At 31.0% G+C, this 21,651-nt stretch carries 13 protein-coding genes, 1 tRNA gene and 1 pseudogene; 3 read left to right on the plus strand and 12 right to left on the minus strand.

The window, feature by feature from the left end; translation table 11 throughout:
* From ACIQ06_RS13165 to ACIQ06_RS13175, 3 genes and pseudogenes are all read right to left on the minus strand, one after another.
* Positions 1–3,427 (minus strand): annotated as a pseudogene (locus ACIQ06_RS13165) (hypothetical protein); the annotation flags it as partial.
* A gap of 125 nt (positions 3,428–3,552) precedes the next feature.
* Positions 3,553–3,634, minus strand: a tRNA-Tyr gene (locus tag ACIQ06_RS13170).
* A 154-nt stretch (positions 3,635–3,788) separates the two neighbouring features.
* Complete coding sequence (locus ACIQ06_RS13175) at positions 3,789–4,943, minus strand: redoxin domain-containing protein (RefSeq protein ID WP_396147057.1); 1,155 nt, start codon at positions 4,941–4,943, stop codon at positions 3,789–3,791.
* 161 nt (positions 4,944–5,104) lie between these two features.
* Here ACIQ06_RS13175 and ACIQ06_RS13180 point away from each other — a divergent pair, with 161 nt between their 5' ends.
* Both ACIQ06_RS13180 and ACIQ06_RS13185 read left to right on the plus strand, forming a co-directional pair.
* The gene (locus ACIQ06_RS13180) at positions 5,105–7,069 is read left to right on the plus strand and encodes an endonuclease (RefSeq protein ID WP_396147058.1); all 1,965 of its coding nucleotides are present in this window, start codon (positions 5,105–5,107) and stop codon (positions 7,067–7,069) included.
* 43 nt (positions 7,070–7,112) lie between these two features.
* A complete protein-coding gene (locus ACIQ06_RS13185) occupies positions 7,113–7,571 on the plus strand; it encodes an RNA methyltransferase (RefSeq protein WP_396147060.1) in 459 nt (152 codons plus the stop codon).
* A 3-nt stretch (positions 7,572–7,574) separates the two neighbouring features.
* Here ACIQ06_RS13185 and ACIQ06_RS13190 read toward each other — a convergent pair whose 3' ends face one another.
* Together ACIQ06_RS13190 and ACIQ06_RS13195 are read right to left on the minus strand one after the other, a co-directional pair.
* Positions 7,575–9,548 carry a PAS domain S-box protein gene (locus ACIQ06_RS13190; RefSeq protein WP_396147062.1) on the minus strand — a complete coding sequence of 658 codons (1,974 nt, stop codon included), beginning with the start codon at positions 9,546–9,548 and terminating at the stop codon, positions 7,575–7,577.
* A gap of 238 nt (positions 9,549–9,786) precedes the next feature.
* Positions 9,787–10,278, minus strand: a complete 492-nt coding sequence (locus tag ACIQ06_RS13195; protein ID WP_396147064.1) for a thermonuclease family protein — start codon at positions 10,276–10,278, stop codon at positions 9,787–9,789.
* Between the two features lie 89 nt (positions 10,279–10,367).
* On the opposite strand from ACIQ06_RS13195, the gene ACIQ06_RS13200 reads away from it, so the two are divergent.
* Positions 10,368–11,171, plus strand: a complete 804-nt coding sequence (locus ACIQ06_RS13200; protein ID WP_396147066.1) for a hypothetical protein — start codon at positions 10,368–10,370, stop codon at positions 11,169–11,171.
* Between the two features lie 1,302 nt (positions 11,172–12,473).
* Here the strand turns inward: ACIQ06_RS13200 and ACIQ06_RS13205 are convergent.
* From ACIQ06_RS13205 to ACIQ06_RS13235, 7 genes are all read right to left on the minus strand, one after another.
* On the minus strand, positions 12,474–13,010 hold the full coding sequence (locus tag ACIQ06_RS13205) for a GNAT family N-acetyltransferase (RefSeq protein ID WP_396147068.1): 537 nt from the start codon (positions 13,008–13,010) through the stop codon (positions 12,474–12,476).
* Positions 13,000–13,158, minus strand: a complete 159-nt coding sequence (locus ACIQ06_RS13210) for a hypothetical protein (RefSeq protein ID WP_396147070.1) — start codon at positions 13,156–13,158, stop codon at positions 13,000–13,002. Before ACIQ06_RS13210 ends, ACIQ06_RS13205 begins: the two co-directional genes overlap by 11 nt.
* Positions 13,159–13,362: 204 nt before the next feature.
* Positions 13,363–15,429, minus strand: a complete 2,067-nt coding sequence (locus tag ACIQ06_RS13215) for a DUF262 domain-containing protein (RefSeq protein WP_396147072.1) — start codon at positions 15,427–15,429, stop codon at positions 13,363–13,365.
* A 4-nt stretch (positions 15,430–15,433) separates the two neighbouring features.
* Positions 15,434–17,935, minus strand: coding sequence for a GIY-YIG nuclease family protein (locus tag ACIQ06_RS13220; protein ID WP_396147074.1), 2,502 nt, complete (start codon positions 17,933–17,935; stop codon positions 15,434–15,436).
* 280 nt (positions 17,936–18,215) lie between these two features.
* Positions 18,216–19,307, minus strand: a complete 1,092-nt coding sequence (locus tag ACIQ06_RS13225) for a Fic family protein (RefSeq protein ID WP_396147076.1) — start codon at positions 19,305–19,307, stop codon at positions 18,216–18,218.
* A gap of 126 nt (positions 19,308–19,433) precedes the next feature.
* Positions 19,434–21,008 carry an Eco57I restriction-modification methylase domain-containing protein gene (locus tag ACIQ06_RS13230; protein WP_396147078.1) on the minus strand — a complete coding sequence of 525 codons (1,575 nt, stop codon included), beginning with the start codon at positions 21,006–21,008 and terminating at the stop codon, positions 19,434–19,436.
* Positions 21,001–21,651, minus strand: coding sequence for an SAM-dependent DNA methyltransferase (locus tag ACIQ06_RS13235; RefSeq protein WP_396147080.1), 651 nt, complete (start codon positions 21,649–21,651; stop codon positions 21,001–21,003). The genes ACIQ06_RS13230 and ACIQ06_RS13235 overlap by 8 nt, the downstream gene beginning before the upstream one ends.

The raw sequence follows: 21,651 nt of genomic DNA on the forward strand, positions 1-21,651 counted from the left end.
TAACCGTAGTAATATCAAAACATCCTGTTGTGTTGTTTTGAACTCGTATCCATAATGTTCTTGTTACAGAAGTATAAGCCAAAGCAGCTACTGCCGAAATAGCATTGGTTGGCACTTGAGCATCTGCTAGTGAGGTGTAATACGTAACCGTATGACTCGCCGATGGTAAAGTTCCTAATACTTGTGGAGTTACAACTCCTGTTAGATTAAATACTGCCTCAGTAATTGTTAAACTCGGATTACTATCACATAAATTATAATTGTTAACCGAACCAGCAACTGGTTTTGGAGTAACAATTAATTGGAAACTTGTAAACGAAGAACATGCTGGTGCTAATGGATCAAAAACACGCACATGAATCGTTTGTGGATTAGTAATATTACAATAAGGCGTTGTTGTACTTATCGGATTAGAGCCTGTTTGTGCATCAGTTGGTGTTAAATGATAACTAATCTGAATACCCGATTGTGTTGATATTTGTGAATTCTTTGTCGTTAAATCAAATAAACAACTCTCACCATCATTGTTCTCATCACAAACTACATAGTTGCTTGGTGTAGTGATGATTGGACTTCCAATAATTGAAATTTGCGTTGTAGTCGGACTCGCACATTGTCCTGGATTTGGAGTAAAAGTATAAGTTGTTGTAGTTGTATTATTGATAGCTGGTGACCAACTACCAGATATTCCATTTTGCGAAACTAATGGAAGAGGATTTATTGTAGTTCCAGAGCAAGCTACTGGATTAATATTAAATGTTGGAGTCGTTGCTGTTGTAATAATCGAGATAATCATAGTGGTTGGATTCGCACATTGACCTGGATTAGGCGTAAAAGTATAAGTTGTAGTTGCAGTATTATTTAATGCAGGCGACCAAATCCCGGTTATTCCATTAATAGATGTAGTAGGTAATGGAGTAATTGTATTTCCACTGCAAACTGGAGCAACTTGATTGAAAGTTGGTGTTACTCTTGGATTAACTGTTATTGACAATGTAGTTGTAGTAGCACATTGGCCACTATTTGGAGTAAAAGTGTAAGTTGTTGTGTTAGTATTATTTAATGCAGGCGACCATGTTCCAATTATTCCATTTGTTGAAGTAGTTGGTAATGGACTTAAAATTTGACCAGAACAAATCGGAGCAACTGATGCAAAATTTGGTGTTACATTTTGATTAACTGTTATTGTCAATGTAGTTGTCGTAGCACATTGACCAGTGTTTGGGGTAAAAGTGTATACCGTTGTATTAGTATTGTTTAATGCAGGTGACCATGTTCCAGTTATTCCATTTGTTGAAGTAGTTGGTAATGGGCTTAATGTTTGACCAGAGCAAATCGGACTAACAGTATTAAATGTAGGTGTTACATTCGGAGTAACGTTAATAGTTAATGTTGTTGATGTTGCACATTGATTATTAATTGGAGTAAAAGTGTAAGTTGTTGTTGCTAAATTATTCAAAGCTGGAGACCATGTACCAATGATTCCATTTGTTGAAGTGGTTGGAAGTGGATTAATAGTTCCTCCAAAACAAACATTTGGTACAGCATTAAAGACTGGAACGACTAATGGATTAACTGTAATAATTAATGTTGTAGTTGTTGCACATTGACCTACATTGGGTGTAAAAGTATATGTAGTGGTAGTAGTATTGCTTACTGCAGGAGACCAAGTTCCAGTAATTCCATTTGTAGATGTTGTAGGTAGCGTAGGAGCAGCAGTTCCAAAACAAATAGGTGTAATAGCATTAAAAGTTGGTGTGATAGGATTTACGACACTCACATTCAAAACTTGATTAGATGCACAAGGAAATAGTATAGAATTAGGAGTAAAAGTATAGGTGCCACTAGCAGTATTGCTTATTGTTGCAGGACTCCATGTTCCACTAATTCCATTTGGAGATGTTGTTGATAATGTAGGTACAGTTCCACCTATACATATTGGTGAAATTGCAGCAAAATTTGGAGCTGTGATTGAAGGACAAGCTGTATTACAAGTAGTTGTCATTGATGATACACAAGAAACTCCATTAGCAGTTAATGTAAAAGTTACAGAAGTTCCAGGGTTTAAACCAGTGACTGTAAAATTTGATGGAGAAACCCAAGTTCCGGTTACTGGTGGACCTCCAGCTATAGAATAGGTATAAGTGAAATTTGTTTGACCAACATTACTAAAATCAAAATTTAATGAAGTAGGTGTTGTATTTGGACTTCCAAAATCACAGAATAAATTTAATGAAGGACCAGTATTTGCAATGGTTACAGTTATTGGAGTTCTAACACTTTCACATCCAGCAATAGTTTGACTAACATAATAAGTGGTTGTTCCGAGTGTGGTTGTTGATGGTGTGGGAGCAATAGAAGATGCTGTGCCTCCAGTAGCATTAGTTCCATACCAATTCAAAGTACCACCTGCTGAAGCATTAGCAATTAATGGAACAGCCGTTGCATTCTGACAATAATTTACTGGACTAGTTACAGTTGGAGGATTTACAACTGTAAAATTTATAGTTACTGTTGAGTTTGTGGTAAGATTACAAATGTTAGTTCCTGTTAATGTTAATGTTACACTAGTTCCTGTAGCATTTGCAGGAATTGTGTAATTAGTTATTAGGTTAGAAGTATTAGAAAACGATCCTATTGGAGCTGTCCACAAAACACTTTGATGACCTTGCGCAATTCCATTCAAATTTATTGTAGAACCTTTACATGCAGTAATTGTATTTCCTGCATTAGTAAAAAATGGAGGAATTGGAGCGCTACAACCAGTATTTGCATAGCTTGGTGTTCCAGTAGGAGTAAAGTTTACAGTGGCACCATCATTATCGGCAGTAGTTCCGCCATAGTTACCTAATGAGTTAATTAATAAACTACGTTCATAAGTTACAGAGTCTGTACAAGCTCCAAACGACATTGTAAGTGTTCTTGTTCCTGGAATAACATTATAATTTGCAAAATGCCCACCAATATTGGCGGCATTATCTTGAAAAATCATGTAGATTGTGGTTGTTAATGAACCAAAAGAATTGAAAGCAGTATTTACATTATAGCTTGAAACTAATATTACAGTTGCATTCGCAGGCAAAACACCACCTGTAGGTTCTAATATTTGTCCACAATTTCCTGCAGCAGTAATACTTGCATTTAAAGCCGCTACTTTTGAAGCGGTAGTTGCGTTTTGAACAACTCCTAACCAAGGATTATTTGGCCAAGTTACGTTTAAGTTACTTACATTTATATTAGCGGCACCAACTCTAAAACGTACCATTTCATTAAATCCTTCTTCATTTGTTGGATTATTTGGAGAACACGCATCCACCAAGATGCTTTCAATTTCAAAACATTGTGAGAAACTTTCCTCTGGTTTTAAAAATGATAGAATAGTTAAAAGAAATAGACAAAAATATTTTGTAGAATTTTTAAACATCATTTTGGTTGTAAATTTTGCAACAAAAATAATGAATTTTAATTTACTGAAAGTTGAATATTAGTAATTTATATTAGGGTATAAATAAAAAAAAATCTCAAGAAATTCTTGAGATTTTAATTTTTTTGTGGGGAGAGTAGGATTCGAACCTACGAAGACGTAGTCAGCAGATTTACAGTCTGCCCTCGTTGGCCGCTTGAGTATCTCCCCATTCGCTTAACGAGGTTGCAAATATAGGAACACTTTTAAATTTTCCAAATATATTTTTTATTTAATTTCATCTTATTTTTTAATCTTTTGGTAATGAATAAAATAAAAAAATCTCCAATTGGAGATTTTTTTTATTTTTTAAGACTTTTATTATTTATTGAGCTAAAAGTTCTTGAACTTTTGCTTTTAATTCGTCTCCTCTTAAATCTTTTGCCACAATATTTCCTTTAGCGTCTAAAACAAATGTTGTTGGTATTTGTTGAACATCGTATAGAGTTGCGATTGGATCTTCAAATCCTTTCAAGTTTGACACATGGTTCCATGTTAGTTTATCTTTTGCAATAGCATCTTTCCATTTTGTAGCATCATCATCAAGGGAAACTCCGATGATATTTAATCCTTTTGAATGAAATTCATTGTAAAGTGCCACTACATTTGGATTTTCTTTTCTACAAGGACCACACCATGAAGCCCAAAAATCAATAATAGTAACTTTTCCTAAAGACTCTTTAAGTGAGATTGTTGTACCATTTGGACTTTTAGCAGAAAAATCTGGAGCTAACTTAAGTGAATTATTTTTTTCTGCAGCAGCAGGATTTTTCATGTTTTTCTCAATAGTTTTTAACTTATCAGAAATTGATTTCCCTTTAGTAGTATTTCTTAATTCTTCTTTTAAGTTTTCAAAAGTTTTTTTAACGTTTTCATATTTAAAATCTGGTGAATTAAATAAACGTTCAACAAGTAACAATGAAATGTAAGAATTTGGATTTGAATCAGGATATTGATTCATGTAATCGTCTACTTCTTTTTGAATTTTTACGTAACCACTTTTTAAACTTTCAATAGTAACATTATCTTTCTTTTGTTGAGCTTCCATCAACTTTTGAATGTTTTTATTCTGATAATCAACTAATCGTTTGTTGATTGCATTAGTTTTATCATTAAATTCCTGAAATGAGTCATTACTATCGGTTCCACTAATTTTTGATTTGAAAATACTATCTTTATCAACTTTTATAACAATTTCTCCGCTTTCCATGATAAAAGGAACAGGTTGTTGAATATCTTTTACATACAATGCAAATATACTAGGTTCTTTTACTTTACCTTTAAATTCAAATTTTCCGTCTTTTACTTTTGTTGAATCTACATTTAAAACGAGTCCAACTTCATTTTGTGTTTTAATAAAAACCATTTTACCATTTGGTATTCCTTTTGCTTCACCAGAGATTAAAAACTCTCCTTTTTTTACTTTACTACAACTTAAAATCGAAAGAGATAAAGCAATTAAAAAAACTATTTTTTTCATTATTTATATTTAATTTAAATTTTCGCAAAAGTATTTAAAATAAAACAAATTACATCCTTTTTATAATATGTTTTAGAAATCTTTTGTTTAGTTATTTTTTAAAAAGGATTTAACATCATTTTACTAATAAAATTGTAAATTTGTTGGTAATTTTATTCAAAATGATAAAAAAAATATACTTTTTTATATTCTTGTTTTCCATTTTTTCAACTTATTCTCAGGTTGTTATAAACGAAATAGATGCTGATAATCCTGGTTCTGATAATAAGGAATTCGTTGAGTTAAAATCAAGTTCTCCAAATTTTTCCTTAAATGGATATGTCATGGTTTTTTTTAATGGACAAACTGGAGCAGGAACTTTAAGTTATTATTCATTAGATTTAGACGGATATACTACTGATGTTAATGGAATTATTCATTTTGGAAACTCTCAAGTTTCTCCATCACCTAGAACACCTTATTTTCCCTTAAATGCAATTCAGAATGGTCCCGATGTAATTGCTATTTTTACTGGTAATGATACAGATTATCCTTTAGACACACCTGCAAGTAATTTAAATTTGATTAGTGCTGCGGCATATTCTACTTCAACAACTTTTCCAACTACATTAATGAATCTATTTGGAATTACTATTTGCTCTATTGATAATCAGCCACTTGGTTCAACTTCAAACTCTGTTCAAAGAAAAAATGACGGAACTTATGAAGTAAAACCACCAACTCCTGGAGTAAATAATGATGGTAGTGGAATACTCTTTAATTACGTAACCACTTCGACTAGCCAAACCACTTTATCTGAAGGACAAACACTAACTATAAATTTTTCTACATCTGCACCTGTAACTTCTCAACCACTTGTAATTTCTTTTTTATTAAATAATGGTAGTTTTAATGCAAGTGATTTTTCTGGTTTAACTAGTGTAACAATTCCTGTTGGTTCTTCAACTGGATTGGCTACAATTCAATTACTCGATGATTCTTTGAATGAAGGTGATGAAGAATTGAAAGTAGTTTTAAATACACTTCCTGTAGGTTATTATTTCAACAATAATGATTTAATAGTTAGGGTTAATGATATTAATTTTATTGTATCACCTTTTGGAACTCCTTTGAATCCAACTTATGGAAACGTTACAAGTACAGCACCAAATGGTTATTATTCTTCATTAGAAGGACTTTCTGGTGTTGCTTTAAAACAAGCTATTCAAGATATTATTGCAAATCCATCGGTAGTTCATGCTCACAATTATGGAGATATTGAAACTATTTTGAAAGTAGCTGATCAAAATCCGGCCAATAGTAATCAAGTTTGGTTAATGTATGTAGAACAGCCTCGTTCTAAATTAGATTTTCAAGATTCTAATAGTAATACAGGCAAATGGAATAGAGAACATATTTTTCCACAATCTCGTGGAGGATTTCAAGATGGGTCTTTAAGTTTTGCTGATGGAATTAATATTTGGTTGCCAACAAACGCTGACGACATTTTAGCGGGTCATGCAGATGCACATCATATAAGAGCAGAAGATGGTCCAGAAAATAGTCTAAGAAGCAACAGAGATTATGGTTCAGATTATAATGGACCTACAGGAAATCTTGGTAGTTGGAAAGGCGATGTAGCTCGTTCATTATTTTATATGGCAGTTCGTTATAATGCGCTGAGTTTAGTAAATGGAAATCCAGCTGATACTACTGTTGGGCAAATTGGAGATTTAGCTTCCTTGCTTCAATGGAATACTTCAGATCCAAGAGATGATTTTGAAATGAATCGCAATAATTATATTTATACTTGGCAAGTCAATAGAAATCCTTTTATTGATTATCCAAATTTGGCTGATTATATTTGGGGTGCAAATGCCGGACAACAATGGTTTTCATCGCTTTCAAATACAAGTTTTGAAGAAAATAGAGTTGTTATATTTCCAAATCCAAGTAAAGGAGAATTTACAATTTCAGGTTTAGATTCTGAGTATTCTGTTGAAGTTTATAATAGTTTAGGTTCAAAAATATATGAATCTAAATTTGTTGGCAACAATCAAATTCAAACCAATTGGTCAAGTGGAATTTATTTTGCTAAAATAACTTCAGATTCTAAATCTGTCGTTAAGAAGATTATAGTGGAGTAACTATTTACATTTTCCCATTGAAAACAATTTGTATTCTTGCATTATGAATGATAATTTCACAAATGAATTTTTTGGTATAGGAATTCAAAACGGAAAAACTCCAGAGAACCTTGGTGTTTTGTGGCGATCTGCTCAAAATTTGGGAGCAAGTTTTATTTTTACAATTGGAAATAGATATGCTAAACAAGCTTGTGATACTCACAATGCTGTGAAATCTATGCCTTATTTTCATTATGAAGATTTTGAGGACTTCTTTAAAAATTTACCCAAAGGCGCAAGGCTTGTTGGTGTAGAATTAGATGAAAATGCCGAAGATTTAGAAACGTTTCATCATCCAAGACGATGTGTCTATTTATTAGGCGCAGAAGATAATGGCTTAAGTAAACAAGCAATTGAAAAATGTCATTTTTTGGTAAAATTTAAATCAGAGAAAAGTTTAAATGTTTCTGTTGCAGGAAGTATAGTGCTTTATGATAGAGGAATTAATAAACCAAGATCATAATTATTATGAATTAGTTTTTAAATGGACTATAAATGTGGTTCCAATATTTACTTCGCTTTCTACAGTTACGCTTCCTTCCATAGCTTCAATTTGATTTTTGGTTATAAACAATCCAATTCCTTTAGCATCTTTATTTTTATGAAAAGTTTTGTACATTCCAAATAAACTTGATCCATGTTTTTTTAAATCTATTCCTAAACCGTTATCGGCTATTTTTAGCTCCTTTTTCTCTTTATCAAAACTTATATTTATTATAGGCCTTCTTTCAGGATGAGAATATTTTAATGAATTTGAAATAAAGTTCAGTAATATGCTTTCTAGATAAGCTGCATTGTATATTATTAATACCTCTTTTTCAACAAGGTTATTGATAATGGCATCTTTTTGAAAAATTTGTTCAGAAAGTATATGAATTGTCGATTTAATATAATTATATAAATTTAATTTCTCCTTAGTGAGATGAACATTAGATTGAATATTTACAACATCATTCAGATTAGACATGGTTTCATTTAATGATTCTGAAACCTTTTTCAACATAGCAATCAATTCTTTTTTCTCCTCATCATCATCAGAATCTTCAAGTAAATTTGAGATTGAATTTATGTTGCTAGAATGTGATCTTAAATTATGAGATACTATGTATGAAAAATTGAGTAATCTTTTATTTTGTTCATTAACTAAATTGAATGACTTTTTTACACTCTTTTCAACCTCTTTTTTTTCAGTTATATCTTCAACAATAGCAATGTGATTTGTTTTTTCCTCTCCAATTTTCCATAATCTTGCAACAATTATATTTACCCAAATTATTTTCCCCGATTTATGGTAATATCTTTTTTCTAATGAAAATTCGTCTATTTCATCATTAACCAGTTTTTTCATTAAATCGAGATCTTTTTGTAAATCTTCTGGGTGTGTGATATCTTCAAAAGATAAATGCTTTAATTCATTTTTGCTGTAACCGGTTATTCTGCAGTATTCTTTATTAATTTCTACAAACTTGCCAGTAGAAGTTTCTAGTTTTGCAATTCCAACTGGTGCTTGATTGAATAAAGTTTTAAACTCTACCTCACTTTCTATTAATTTTTTAGCTTGCCTTAAAATTAATAATTGTTGTTCGGCAGGTTTTTTTAGGATAGTATAAATCCAAATACCAAACATTATTGATAATAGTAAACCAAAAACGAGAGAAGTAATTATTTGATTAAAGAATACATTTTTACTGTTAGAAATTAAGTAAAGTTTCCAATTTCCTTCTGGAATATATGCTGTTTTATAAAAGTTTTTAGAAAAATCAGTTTTATTTGGGAGAAAGAATTCTTCAATACCTGTTTGAGGATTCTTTTTAGAAAATTGGAAATAGTATTTAGATTGGTTTATAGAGTTTATTCCTGAATTTTTAATTAAAGTTTCTAACTTTATTAATACTGCAGAAAACCCCCAAAATTTATCATCTTTAAAAATAGGAAGGCGACCAATTACGGCTATTCCTCCTTGTTTTAGTTCCATTGGTCCAGCGAAGTATATAAGTTTGGATTTAATAGACTTTTCAGCTTCTTGTCTTACTGTATTTGTTTTTAAGATATCATAATTTAGCGCTGCTTCGTTTCCTTTTAGTGGATAAACATATTTTATAACACCATTTGGAACTAATTGAACAGCATCAACTGATGAATTATTATTAACTAATTTTTCGCTTATTTTTTCAAAATTATGAGGGACACCATTGTCATCAATTGTCATTGCCAATGTTAGCGTTGTAGTGTAGCTATTTTTTAAAATTTGTTCAAAATTTTGTTGAACAACTCTTAAAATATTTGACATTTCACGACCTTCATTTTCTTTTATTATTTTATGTCTAAGTGAAATTACAAATATTACAACTAAAAGCATTCCGAAAAATGCAATAAATCCAGTAGTTTTTGGACGAAATAAAAACCAATTAGATATTTTGTTGAATAATTTTATTAGCATAAAACTTTAACTCTTAATTAAAATGGAGGATAACTTCATAAAAATAAGAAAAAACTTTATGATTTAACATTTTAACATATTAAATTCTTAATAAAATCGATGAAATGCATATAATATTACTTTCCGATACAATATTTGAAGGTTTTAGTATTTACAATAGTTGCCGAAGATTGGGCAACAAATAGCCATCAAAATGGTCTGAACATCAATAAATACAGGACAAATATAGACAAAATATTTAAAATTTGTTTACTATTGAATATAATCCTTTTGAACTGTTTTTAGCTTGTAAATTCCATTCTTGATACATTGGGAGCATTTCACAAAATACTTCATTATATGGCTTTGCATAGCCTTCTTTTATCATTATTTCGTTTAAAACTCTACCATCATTTAGAATTAGATAGCCTAAAAGTCTTCCGTATTTATCAACTAAATTATTTTGTTCCTGTACTAATGTGCAAACATCACCCAAAGTAACTTGATCTTTTAAAAAGTTAAATGATAAATAACCAAGTTTGATTAGTAAAGCAGCTGGAACTTGTAATTCTATTTCGTCTTTTTTTAACTTGTTGCAGTAGTTTATTTCTGGTGCATCAATGCCATATAAACGAACTTCAAATTCTTTTTTTGATACAATATCTTCCAAAATTATTCCATCTCCATCAACAAATTTTACAATTTTGAGCAGACTTTTTGTAATGGTGGTTTCTTTAGCGTTTAATTGCATTATATTGCTTTATTTAAGTTGTTGTTTATCAATTGATTATAATGTAAATTTAATAAAAAATATTGTATAATTGCTAAAACACACAACAAATGGCAAAACAAAAAGGACATATTAAATATGTTGGGACGTTAGGAGAAGTTCGTCACTTCAAAATTAAAGGTAATGAAGGTTACTTTGCAGGTCTAAAAGGTGGTCCGACCGCCGAGCAAGTAAAAACTGCACCAGGCTTTATTCGTACTCGTGAAAATATGTCCGAGTTTGCAGCTTGTGCTAATGCTGGAAAATCAGTGAGAATTGGTTTGTCTGCTTTAATGAAACAAATGACAGATAGTCAATTTACAGGAAGACTAACTGCTATTATGAAAAAAATAAATATTGAGGATGGTTCAGAGGCAAGAGGTCAAAGAGCTGTTTTGGTTTCGCAACAGCCACAATATTTAAAAGGTTTGGATTTCAATAGAAATATTTCCTTCAATGGCATTTTTTCTGCTCCGTTTACTTTAACGGCTAACGTAGACAGAAACGAAAGTACTTTAAGTGTTCCGGTATTTAATCCTTTAAACTTTTTGAATATTCCATCAGGTGCAACACATTTCCGAATTATCAATGCTTTATCAGTAATCTCGGATTTTGTTTTCAATCCTGCAACTGGAGCTTATGAGCCAGCAGAACCATTGTTAAATGAAACTTCAGACATTTCATATTCCGCTTATACTCCTGTTGATGCTGTAACTTCTTTAATTGATGTTGTTGCAACTTTACCAGGTACGCCAACATTAACTACTAATGTTGCGGTTTTGGGAAGTATTGGAATTGAATTTTATCAGCAAGTAGGAGTGAACTACTATTTATTTAATGCAGGTAATGCAATGAAAATTCAAGAAGTGTTCTAAAAAAGACCATCAGTTTGTAAAGTTTACTACTTTAAAACCAATTACCCTTTCGAAAGAGAGGGTTTTTTGTTTTGCATCAGTTTGTCTATAATGGCGACTTATATAGGGCTAATGGTGCAAACAAGTGCGGAATATCTATCTATTGAGAGAAAAAGAACAAATCGTTTTTTTATCCAAAGAAAAAATCCAAGTATGCCCTTAACTTTCCATTCAAAAATCAACATTCGGATAAGACTTCAACTTGAGCTGTTTTTTTTAGAAAGAATGCTTACCGAGTAACGTCAATCGGAGTGAAAAACGTCTGGCATTCTTTCTGAAAAAAATTGCATCCTATGGGGTTTGGGGAAATGGAAGATTTCCCCAACTGAACTTACCTAGTGCGCTGGCAGTAGCGAAACAAGTGTGTAGTTTTTTATTTGCTTATCGGATTGTTGATTTATATTTTGTGGTTCTGGCAAATGAAAAACTATACTCTTGTGGGCAAATTTGATTTTTGAGGATGCCTTTTTGTTCTTGCAAAATGAGGTTTTTCTATTTTATCAAAATGTTATTCGGAAATGTTATGGCATCTTCAAAAAACAATGAAAACTCTTTCCTAGTGCGGTGGCAGAAGCTCGAAGTAAGGGTATTTTTTTTTATTTGCTTATTGGGATGTTCTGATTGGTTTTCTTGGCTGCTTGATGCCTGCACGTAAATAGAAAGATTAAACTTGAATGTTACTACAATTATTGTACTGAAAACGCTAGGTATCAAGCAGACGGAAAGCCAATGACTTGGGGTTTTGTGGCAAATAAAAAAGAATACTCTTACTGGCACTATTGGGATTGTGGGTATAGAAAATTGCTTTAACCAAAAAAACAATAAACACTAAAAGCAATTTTTATACTTACAATGTCAATATGAAAATACTTCCTATTTCTTTTTGTGCGGTTCGATTGTCTGCGTCTGTTTGGTTTCGGAAGTAGTTATGCGGAAAGAAAAATGTTGTATTTAACGTAAACGTGATGCGGAGGTATACAATTGCTAGTAACGGCTGGCTTTGCGTCTGTTGGGGATTTAAGAGCAGCGTACTTTCTGCTTTGTTGATTAGTTCAAAAACAAGATAAAACGACAATTTACCACAACTGCCCCAATAGCGCAAAACCACCGTTACTAGCAGTTGTTTCTATTTATTCCAATATTCACACAAAGTATATTTTATTTATTTTGAATTAGCGAAATGAAGCAAACGGCAGCATTGATGCTAGGAATACTTGGACTAGGAGCGATTTTTGTGCAGATGAATGAGATAATGAAAACTATCTATGAAATTGCTTCAAGATTATAATACATCAATCTCGTATCGGATTTTTTGTCTTTGCTTGAAAGGTATTGGAACCCCATTTTTTCGTAAAACCCCAATGATTTACGATAGGCATCCACTGTAATGAATTTGCAACCTGTTTTGTTGTTTTTGGTAAAGTTTCCTTTAGTGTAGTCAATTATCATTTTGCCTAAACCTCCAATTTGACAGTCTTTACTAACTGCTAATCTACCAATTTTAACAGCTGGATAGCTTTTGTGTCCACCTTTTTCTTTTGGTAGATAAACACCAACTCGTTCAATAAATTTGGCTAGATTACCATCTAAATCAGTGTGGGATATTTTATCGTTAAGGTAATTGAAGTAAGCTAGTGTGTTTTCTTTATCTTGTATGATGTAAGTTACTTCTATTAGATCATTAGCGTATTTTTTTGCATCATCAAAAAGAAAGCCGTTTAAATCTGTGTCTCCACAATCAAACGGCAATATCTCGGTATCAGGTTGTAACCTAATTAATTTTATATTCTCAAAATCCAAATTCTGCAACTTTTTTTAAAGCTTCATAATTTTTATTTATTTCTTCTTTCTCTTCTTCAGATACCTTTTTAACTTCTTTGTTTTCTTTCACGAAAGTATCAGCATCTTTACCATAAAGAAAAGGAGTTTCTTTGATAGGTTTTGCCATAGTTTTAAGTTTTAGTTTATTAAGTTGTAAAAGTTTCGAGTACAAAAGTATATTAAATATAGCATTAGTTGTATCTCTATTAGCAACTAATTAACTATCATTACATTATTTAGCATAATTTTAAATAATAACTTCTTTACTATTTGCTTTTATTCTTAGACGTAAAACATCATTATAAGTTACATTCTTACTGTAAACTGTATATTACTCCTCATATTTAATTACTAATTCATCTTCTAATTCAAAAGCTGACAATACTTTTTTTAATTTGCTAAATTTTGAATTACTATCTGTGTTTACTTCTATGTAGTAAGTATCATTTATAGCATATGCGCTTCTTGGTTTGTCTTTGTCTGTTGTAAGACCTAATGCTTCTTTTAGATCAGTTAATAGAAATTTTGATGGGCTTTCTGTGAATAAATCAGTTATAATGTGATTGTACATTTTAGAAAACTCTTTCGTTACTACTAATTCGTCTTTGTATGTATAGTATTCTAATTTTTTATGCTTTGGTTCTGGTGCATCAAACAACGTATATTCTTCGTTGTCGTTGTCTTCAGTTATTGTAATGCTTGGATTTTTCCAAATTGATGTATAACGTTTGTACAGTAATTTGAAGCGTTCTTCTAGTTCCTCAATATTCCAAACTGCTTTAGTTTTTAATGCTTCATTCATCCAAAGATTACTGAATGCATAACCTTGTCGTCCTTCTTCTTTATTCATATCTCTTTTTTCAGAGAATGACTTGTTTCCTAAAGCTCCATTATTACCTGATAAGGTTAGGTTTGCTATAGTGTTTAAGTATTTTTCAGAAAATAATTTATAATCCGTATCAGTAATATCTGATTTCCATTTTATATCTGGATTTTGCGGAAATATGTGTTCAATTGTAATGTCAGCAGAACTTAAATCTACTCTTTCTGGATTTCTGAAATGTTCCATTTGCTCAAAATAATACAATTTATTTTTTGCTTGTGTATTGTATAAGTCTTTATCTTTTAAAGCAGCTTCTATTTCAATGTTATTAGGAAACCTTTGTGAGCTTCTCTTTTTAATTAATGCCTTTTCTATTGATTTTAAATAATTACTTCTATCAACATCAGTATATAATGTCATAAAAATTTTATTTAAAGCATTAGTTGGTAATCCTACGATAAAACGTCGCCAAGTATAGGATTGAATAAGTCTTAATACTTCAATGAACGTGTTTTTGTCTATGTCATTTGTAATATAATCATCATATACAGGCAATAGGAAAGGATAAGAAACATTTATTTCTAATTGCTTTATACTTCTTAATTCTCGTTGGATTTCTAAATCATTTTCGTTTGATGGATTTAAAAGTTTGTTATAAATTATGGAATATTGTTTTATAGTTTGTAATGTATTTTGGTAAAAATCAACATCACGTTTTTTAAACCTAGTTTTAAATTCTTCGTATACTTTGCTTTTATTTGGAATTTTTTTGTTGATTAATGTTAGGTAATCTCGAATTAACTCGGAAACCTTGCTTTCTTGTGAGTTTTCAATTTTTGCATTGTTTTCTATAATTTCCCAATAATTTTCAAATACCCGTACTTGCTCTCTTGGTTCTAAACCCATTAGAATATAATTTCTAATTAAGTCAGCTTGTGATAATTCTAAACCTGTAGAATTTAAACTTTCAAATATTCTTTGTGGATCATCCTTACCGCGTTCTAATGAAATTTCAACAAATAGCAAACGGTTTAATCCTTCAATAATGGTTGTATAATTATCTTTATCAATTGCATTGAAAAAATGATTGTAATTATCTATAATTCTTGAATATTCAGTATAATCACTTGGTTTATTATCACTCATCAAATAACGAAAAGCTTTAGCATTTACATCAGTTTGTTTTAGCTTTAATTTGCTACTATCTTCTTTTACAAAACGATTTATTAATATGGTTTCGTTTATTTCTGCGGCCTTTTCATCCATACTATTAGCCAATGCAAATCGGTATAATGCGAGATATAATAATGTCATTGTAGTCAAACGCTGTTGTCCATCAATAATAACTAATTGCTTTACATCAGAAGAAGTATAAACACCATCATGAATAAATACAATACTTCCAATGAAATGGGTGTCGTCATTACTGGTTTTATTTCCTACCTCGATTATGTCTTCCAATAGTTGTTTGCATTCAGCCGTTGTCCAATCGTAATTTCTTTGATAGACAGGAATGACAAATTGGGTTTTATTTTGGGTCAAGAAATTCTTAAATACTGTTTCTGTGGCTTTCATAATATTAGTTTTTTATGGTATTCTCAAATTCTTGTTTAAATTCTTCTACACTTATTACCGTATCGTATAATCCAACTTTATCTTCTGGATGTTTATTTATTCCTGTGTATGATAAACTTGCATCTTCGTAGCGTTTAAACTTGTAAACTGCGTCATTCATTAATGCACTATTAAACACCCCAAGACTTACTAACAATTCAAAATCTTTTACATTTAGACCTGTTACTTTTTTGAATAATGCAGGTTCTAATTGTGTAATTACATCTTTTAAACTTCTTTCTCTGTAATCAGTTAAATACATAAACACAGGAATACGAGTAGCAAATTTTATAAGTTTTTCTTGAATTTCTTTTCTTTTACTTTTGTATTCTTTCTCTTCTTCAGAAAGTTCTTTTTTCTCTTTCTTAGTTAGTTCTTTTTCGTTTGCTTCTGCTTTTGCTTTTTTAATGGATTCGGATTTATTTATAATTGTTTCAATGTCTTGGTTCAAATTTCTAAATCCTTCAATATTTGCCAATGCTTGCATAGCTTCTTGATTATCCATCAATCGTTGTAAAGTAAAATTATCAACATTAACCAATAAAGCACTTTCCCATCTTCTTGCTAATAGTGTTGCTGTTGTTCCACTCATTGCAATATCTAAAATACCAGCAGCATCAATTTCTTTCATTGAGCTACCATCATAAGCTAAAACTGGTAAGAAGTTGATAAATTCTTCTACTTTCTTTTCTGGATTACTTTCGCCTACATTTAATCGACAACTATAATCGGCAATTTGTCTTAATGCTCTATCAGGTGCAAAATCAAACACATAACATTCGTGTTTGATTATTTCTTCACGATTTGGTGCATTTTTATCTGGATTTTTTACTGTCCAAGGAGTTTGCACTCTAAATGCAGCTTGAAAATAGGTTTCGGGACTTGATGAATTACGCAACATAAAAATTCCTGTCCACGGTTTTACAGAAACTCCAGTAGTCAGTTTACCACAAGAAAGTGTAATTGTTTTAGTAAGCAATGGATTACCTAAAGCTTTTTCTACTGGTTTTAATGCTTCAACACCAATACCTGCTCCAGTACCTGCACTTACTACCACTTCATAATCGTGATAGAATTTATTTTGTTTTTGATCGATTAAATTCTTCATTGCATGGCAAGAAGCAACCGTTGGTAAAAACCAAAATGTATGTTGTAAGACATTTAATAAACGAGTATCTGAAAAAGGCATAGGTGGTTTTTTTGCACCCATTTTTAAATTGTCAATTGTTGTTTCTGCTAAGTTACCTCTAATTAAATCCAGCCACTTTTGAACGTAATCTTCATATTTGAATTTAGCGTTACTTCCTTCGCCATCAGCTGAAAAGAATACATTCAAATCAAACTCATTAAATTCTCCTTTCATTGCTACTTCTACAATAGTATCAGGCATTTGGTAGGTTAACATTACCATTCTTGGTAAAGAGGCATAGGGATTATTTTCTTCTTTCCACTCTGATTTTGCTCTTTGTTCATCTGAATATGTCCAGTTGAAAATTTGCTCTTCGATAAATTCTCCTGATGATATGGCTCTAAAAGGTGTACCCGATAAATACAAATAATGTGCTGTTGTTATTGGCATTATACTTTCATCAAAGTATTCTATTCCAACTCCTTCACCAAATTGTTGTTCTTTGGCACTTTCTGCTTCAAAAAGTTCCTTTGCATTTTCACGCCAAGCTCCGTAATGATATTCGTCAAAAGCAACACAATCCCAATTAGTAGTATGTACCCATTCATTTTTAGATTTGATACCTCCTGCTGAATTAGTGCCTAGTAAATCTTGAAACGAACCAAAGAATACAAACGGTTTCTTGGTATCAATATTTTCATAACTTAAATCATCTTCTTTATTAGAAACAAATTGCCAACCTGCAAAATCGATATGCGATTCTAAATCTTCTTTCCAAGCACTTTGAACCGCAGGTTTAAAGGTTAAAACCAATATTTTTGTCCAACCCATTTTTTTTGCTAATTGATAGGTTGTAAAGGTTTTACCAAAACGCATTTTTGCATTCCAAAGGAAGTGAGGTATTTTATCTTTGTTTTCTTTTTTAAAGCTTTTAAAATACGTTTCAGTTTTGTTTATAGCATCAGCTTGTTCAGGACGTAAACCAAAACTTAAAGTTCTTTTATCTTCGTTTACAACACCTGTTTTTATTTCTAATATACATGCTTTTACTTCTTTGATAGAACATTCAAACCATTCTCCATTAATGTGTTTTACTTTTTTAGCATAGAGTAATCTATGAATATCTTTGTCTGTAAAGAAAGTACCATCATTACGAATTGCTAATTCCTCTAATATGATTTCGTAACTCATATTAGGTAATTTAACAGGATATTGTTCTGCAACTCGTTCTTGAGCTGTTTTGGTGGTATAACCTACTTTTAGACAGTTAGGAAACCTTGTATCGGTGTAAGCATATACTTTTGGAATGCTTTTTTCTGGAAAATATTTTTTACTCATAGTATTACTTTGTATTTACTTTGCAAATAAAAAAACCTTGAAAATCAATGTGTTTAGTCTATTTAGGATTTACTTTGCAAATAAGATTTTTATTCATTATTTTATTACTTTCGATATGTTTAAAATAATAATGAAAATCGGCATGTTTGTTTCTTATGTTGATTGAATCGACACGATGTTTTAACATGTCGAAAAAAAATGAAAAAATCGACATGTTTTTTTTATATGTTGATTCAATCGACATGAGTTTTTTAGATAGTATCATTATCATATATTAAAATTATTTTGATAGTACATCAATTAATTTGTGATTTATATAATAGGTTTCTTTACCAATTTTCATAGAAACTAACATTCCTGCTTTTTCTAATTTTTGTAAATATTCACTAGCTGTTTGTCTTTTTGCAATGTTATTGTCTTCTAAAACTTTAATTTTTATGTATGGATGACTAAACAATAAATCGACCAACTCTTTGGAGTAAGAAGATTTGAGTACTTCTTTAACTTTAATTTGGGCGGATGCTTTTTGTTCTAAAATGGCATTAATTTTTTGCAAAGTCATTTTTGATGTTTCTGCGACACCATTTACTACAAACAAAATCCATTCTTCCCAATTGTTTTCTTCGGTTATAGATTTTAATAAACGATAGTAATCTGATTTGTTTTGAATGATATAATGGCTTAAATATAAAACTGGTAATCCTAATAATTCTTGTTGAATTAAATACAAAACATTTAATATTCTACCCGTTCTACCATTGCCATCGCTAAATGGGTGAATGGCTTCAAATTGATAATGGATGAGTGCCATTTTAATCAATGGGTCTAAATCAGAAAACTCGGTATCATTTATAAATATTTCTAGTTTTGATAATTTGTCTCGAATTAAATTTTCACCTTCTGGTGGTGTATAAACTATTTGATTGTTTGTTGGATTGCCTAATTTTGTTCCTGTATTTTTACGAATGCCTTCTGACGAACCTCGTAAACGCTGCATTAAACCAACCAATAAATTGGTTGTAATTAGATTGTTTTTTTGTAATTCTTCAATTCCCCAATAAATGGCTTCTCGATATTGCAAAACTTCTTTGGCAGCTTGATTTTTTATAGCATCTCCCATTAGGGTTGCTTTATACAACTCGTCTTGGGTGGTTACAATGTTTTCGATAGCATTCGATTCTTTACTTTCTTGTAAAACAATAGTATTGAGTAATAATTTAGGGTAGGGCAACGTTTGACAATAACCTTTTAGCTCTGCTAATAATTTATTTGCTCTGATGGTAGCTTTAAGTATAGCAGTGGTTTCCAAATTGTTTTTTGGAGGTAAATCAGGCAAATTATTATAAGGTAAACCTTTATTAAATTTTGTCATGTGTTTTCTAAATTTTATTTATTTTTGTCAATATACTGCTTATATTTGCACCCGTACAGCTCTAAGGATAGTATCCTTAGACCGATGCCCGACCTAACCGTTGGGCATTTACATTTTTATACTTCTCTATTCTTTTTCTAGTACCATTGGGCGAACCATACTGTCTATAAACGCTATTTCTTCATCTGTTAAACCATATTTTTTATACAGCTTTTCATCAGACCATGGTTCATCAAAATTTTGAATTGGTACAAATGAGTAAGCGTTTCTCATAGCATCTTGAGTATTCTTTCTTTGCATAATACAAAATCTAAAAAATTTTGTTTGTATGTAACTTATTACATTTTCACATCTTTTTTTAGATGAGAATGGTCCAATATGTAGATAAGTTTGACTACAGCAACTATTAGGTTCACCGTAAAATGGTTTTGCTAAAAAGAGATAAGGATAATTACCTCTTTCTCCATAAGATTTAGAAATGTAAACTTTATGTTCTTTTATAAAGTGCTTGTTTTTAGTTACTACATCTTCACTAATATAACCAACACCTTTTACTGTATGTATTTTTATTGACTCTTTGAATGGCTTATCTTTAAAAGCCCTAAAAGATGATATAATACCAAAAGGAGTTTGGGCACTTACTAAAGTATCAAAAGTACTTTCAGAATGATTTGAAATCTTTCTTAAGATTGATATTGCTGGATTAAATCTAATAAATGTTTCACAATTCTTTTCAAGTAAAGGTCTTTTCATTATAGATACTACATCATTACCTTTAAAAGTTTTAACTTCACACTCATCTTTTCTATCACGTTCCCATAAAAAATAACACACTCCGCCAGATATGTCTACACCAGGAAAACAATCCATTGCATTTGGGAAATCAACAATTTTGGTAATTCTATTATCATTTAACATTTCTGCTCTAAATTCATCTAAACCTCGACCACCAGCATACCAACGAGCTGGAATAATCATTGATAAAAATCTTGGATTTAGTTTTTTCGCTTGTTGTATAAAATTGTGATATAGAGGGATAGCGTAATTTTCTTGTTCTACTCCTACATTCAATTGATATGGAGGGTTTCCTATAATAACATCAAATTTCATTTCGTCGTTTTTATTTGTTTTTTTATGGTGAAATGTATTCTGCGTGGCAGAAGCCATATTCTTAAATATTTTTTCAGGGTTGTTGGTATGTATAAATTGGTAAGCGTAGGTTTCTAAAGCATCTTCACGCTCATAGACTTCTTGGCTGGCATTACAAAAGGTACACTTGCCATTTTTCCAAGTGTGTTCGGTTTTATCAAAAATGATATTTCCTTGCTCATTGGTAAAGGTTTCGCAAATAGAATATTTACCGTTTGCTATTTTAGAGCAATACACACTTCTGCGAGATAATAAGGAAGTCAATTCAGTAATAGCAATACCAAATAATTGTTTGCTAAAAATGTGGTTTAGTCTATCCTGTTGGTTTGGTATTTCCTTTTCAAGCCCAATCATTAAACGCTTTGCTATTTCACGCAAGAAAACTCCTGACTTACTAACTGGGTCGAGAAATGTTGTTTTGGAATTGCTAAATAATGCTGGAGGTAAAGTATCTAACATTTGGTTAGCCAGAGTAGGAGGTGTAAATACCTCGTCATTGCTTAAATTAGCAAGGCACGTTAATACATCTGGATTGTAATTGGTTTCAATCATTTTCGGCTATTTTTAAGAAATGCGTTAATGGAAATTCGGCTACTGGTTGTGGTATAAAAACAGGTTCTTGATGATCAGAGAACAAATTCATTTCATTATCATCATATTCCACATTTTCTAACAATTTATCTAATTGAAAATCTCTTCTTTTTAACATACTACCATTTACAGCACTCCATTCAGAAAAAGTAATAGGTTTACCTTCTGTTGTTTTCATAGATAAAGCATCGCCCCAAATGATATTTTTAGATAAAATAAATTGAGCTGCTTTTAAGAAATCTTCGTTACAATCTTTTTTGTAATGATTGATGTAATACTTAGTGAATATACCTAACAATCTATCTCTACAAGCATCTACATTATCCTCTAATATATCTACACCATATATACTTGAAATTGCTGTAATAGCATTTCTTTCGTATTCCAATTGGCTTTTTTTGTAACGAGCTTCAACTACTTTTAGTTTTCGCTCTAAAATCTCCACTAAAAAATTACCTGTACCACAAGCAGGCTCCAAAAAACGAGAATCTATTCTTTCTGTTTCTTGTTTTACTAAGTCTAACATGGCATTTACTTCACGCTTATTAGTAAATACTTCGCCATGGTCTGTAACTCTTTCTTTAGATTTTACTTGGTCGTTCAT

It is taken from the genome of Flavobacterium sp. (genome assembly GCF_044341265.1).
Taxonomy (GTDB): domain Bacteria; phylum Bacteroidota; class Bacteroidia; order Flavobacteriales; family Flavobacteriaceae; genus Flavobacterium.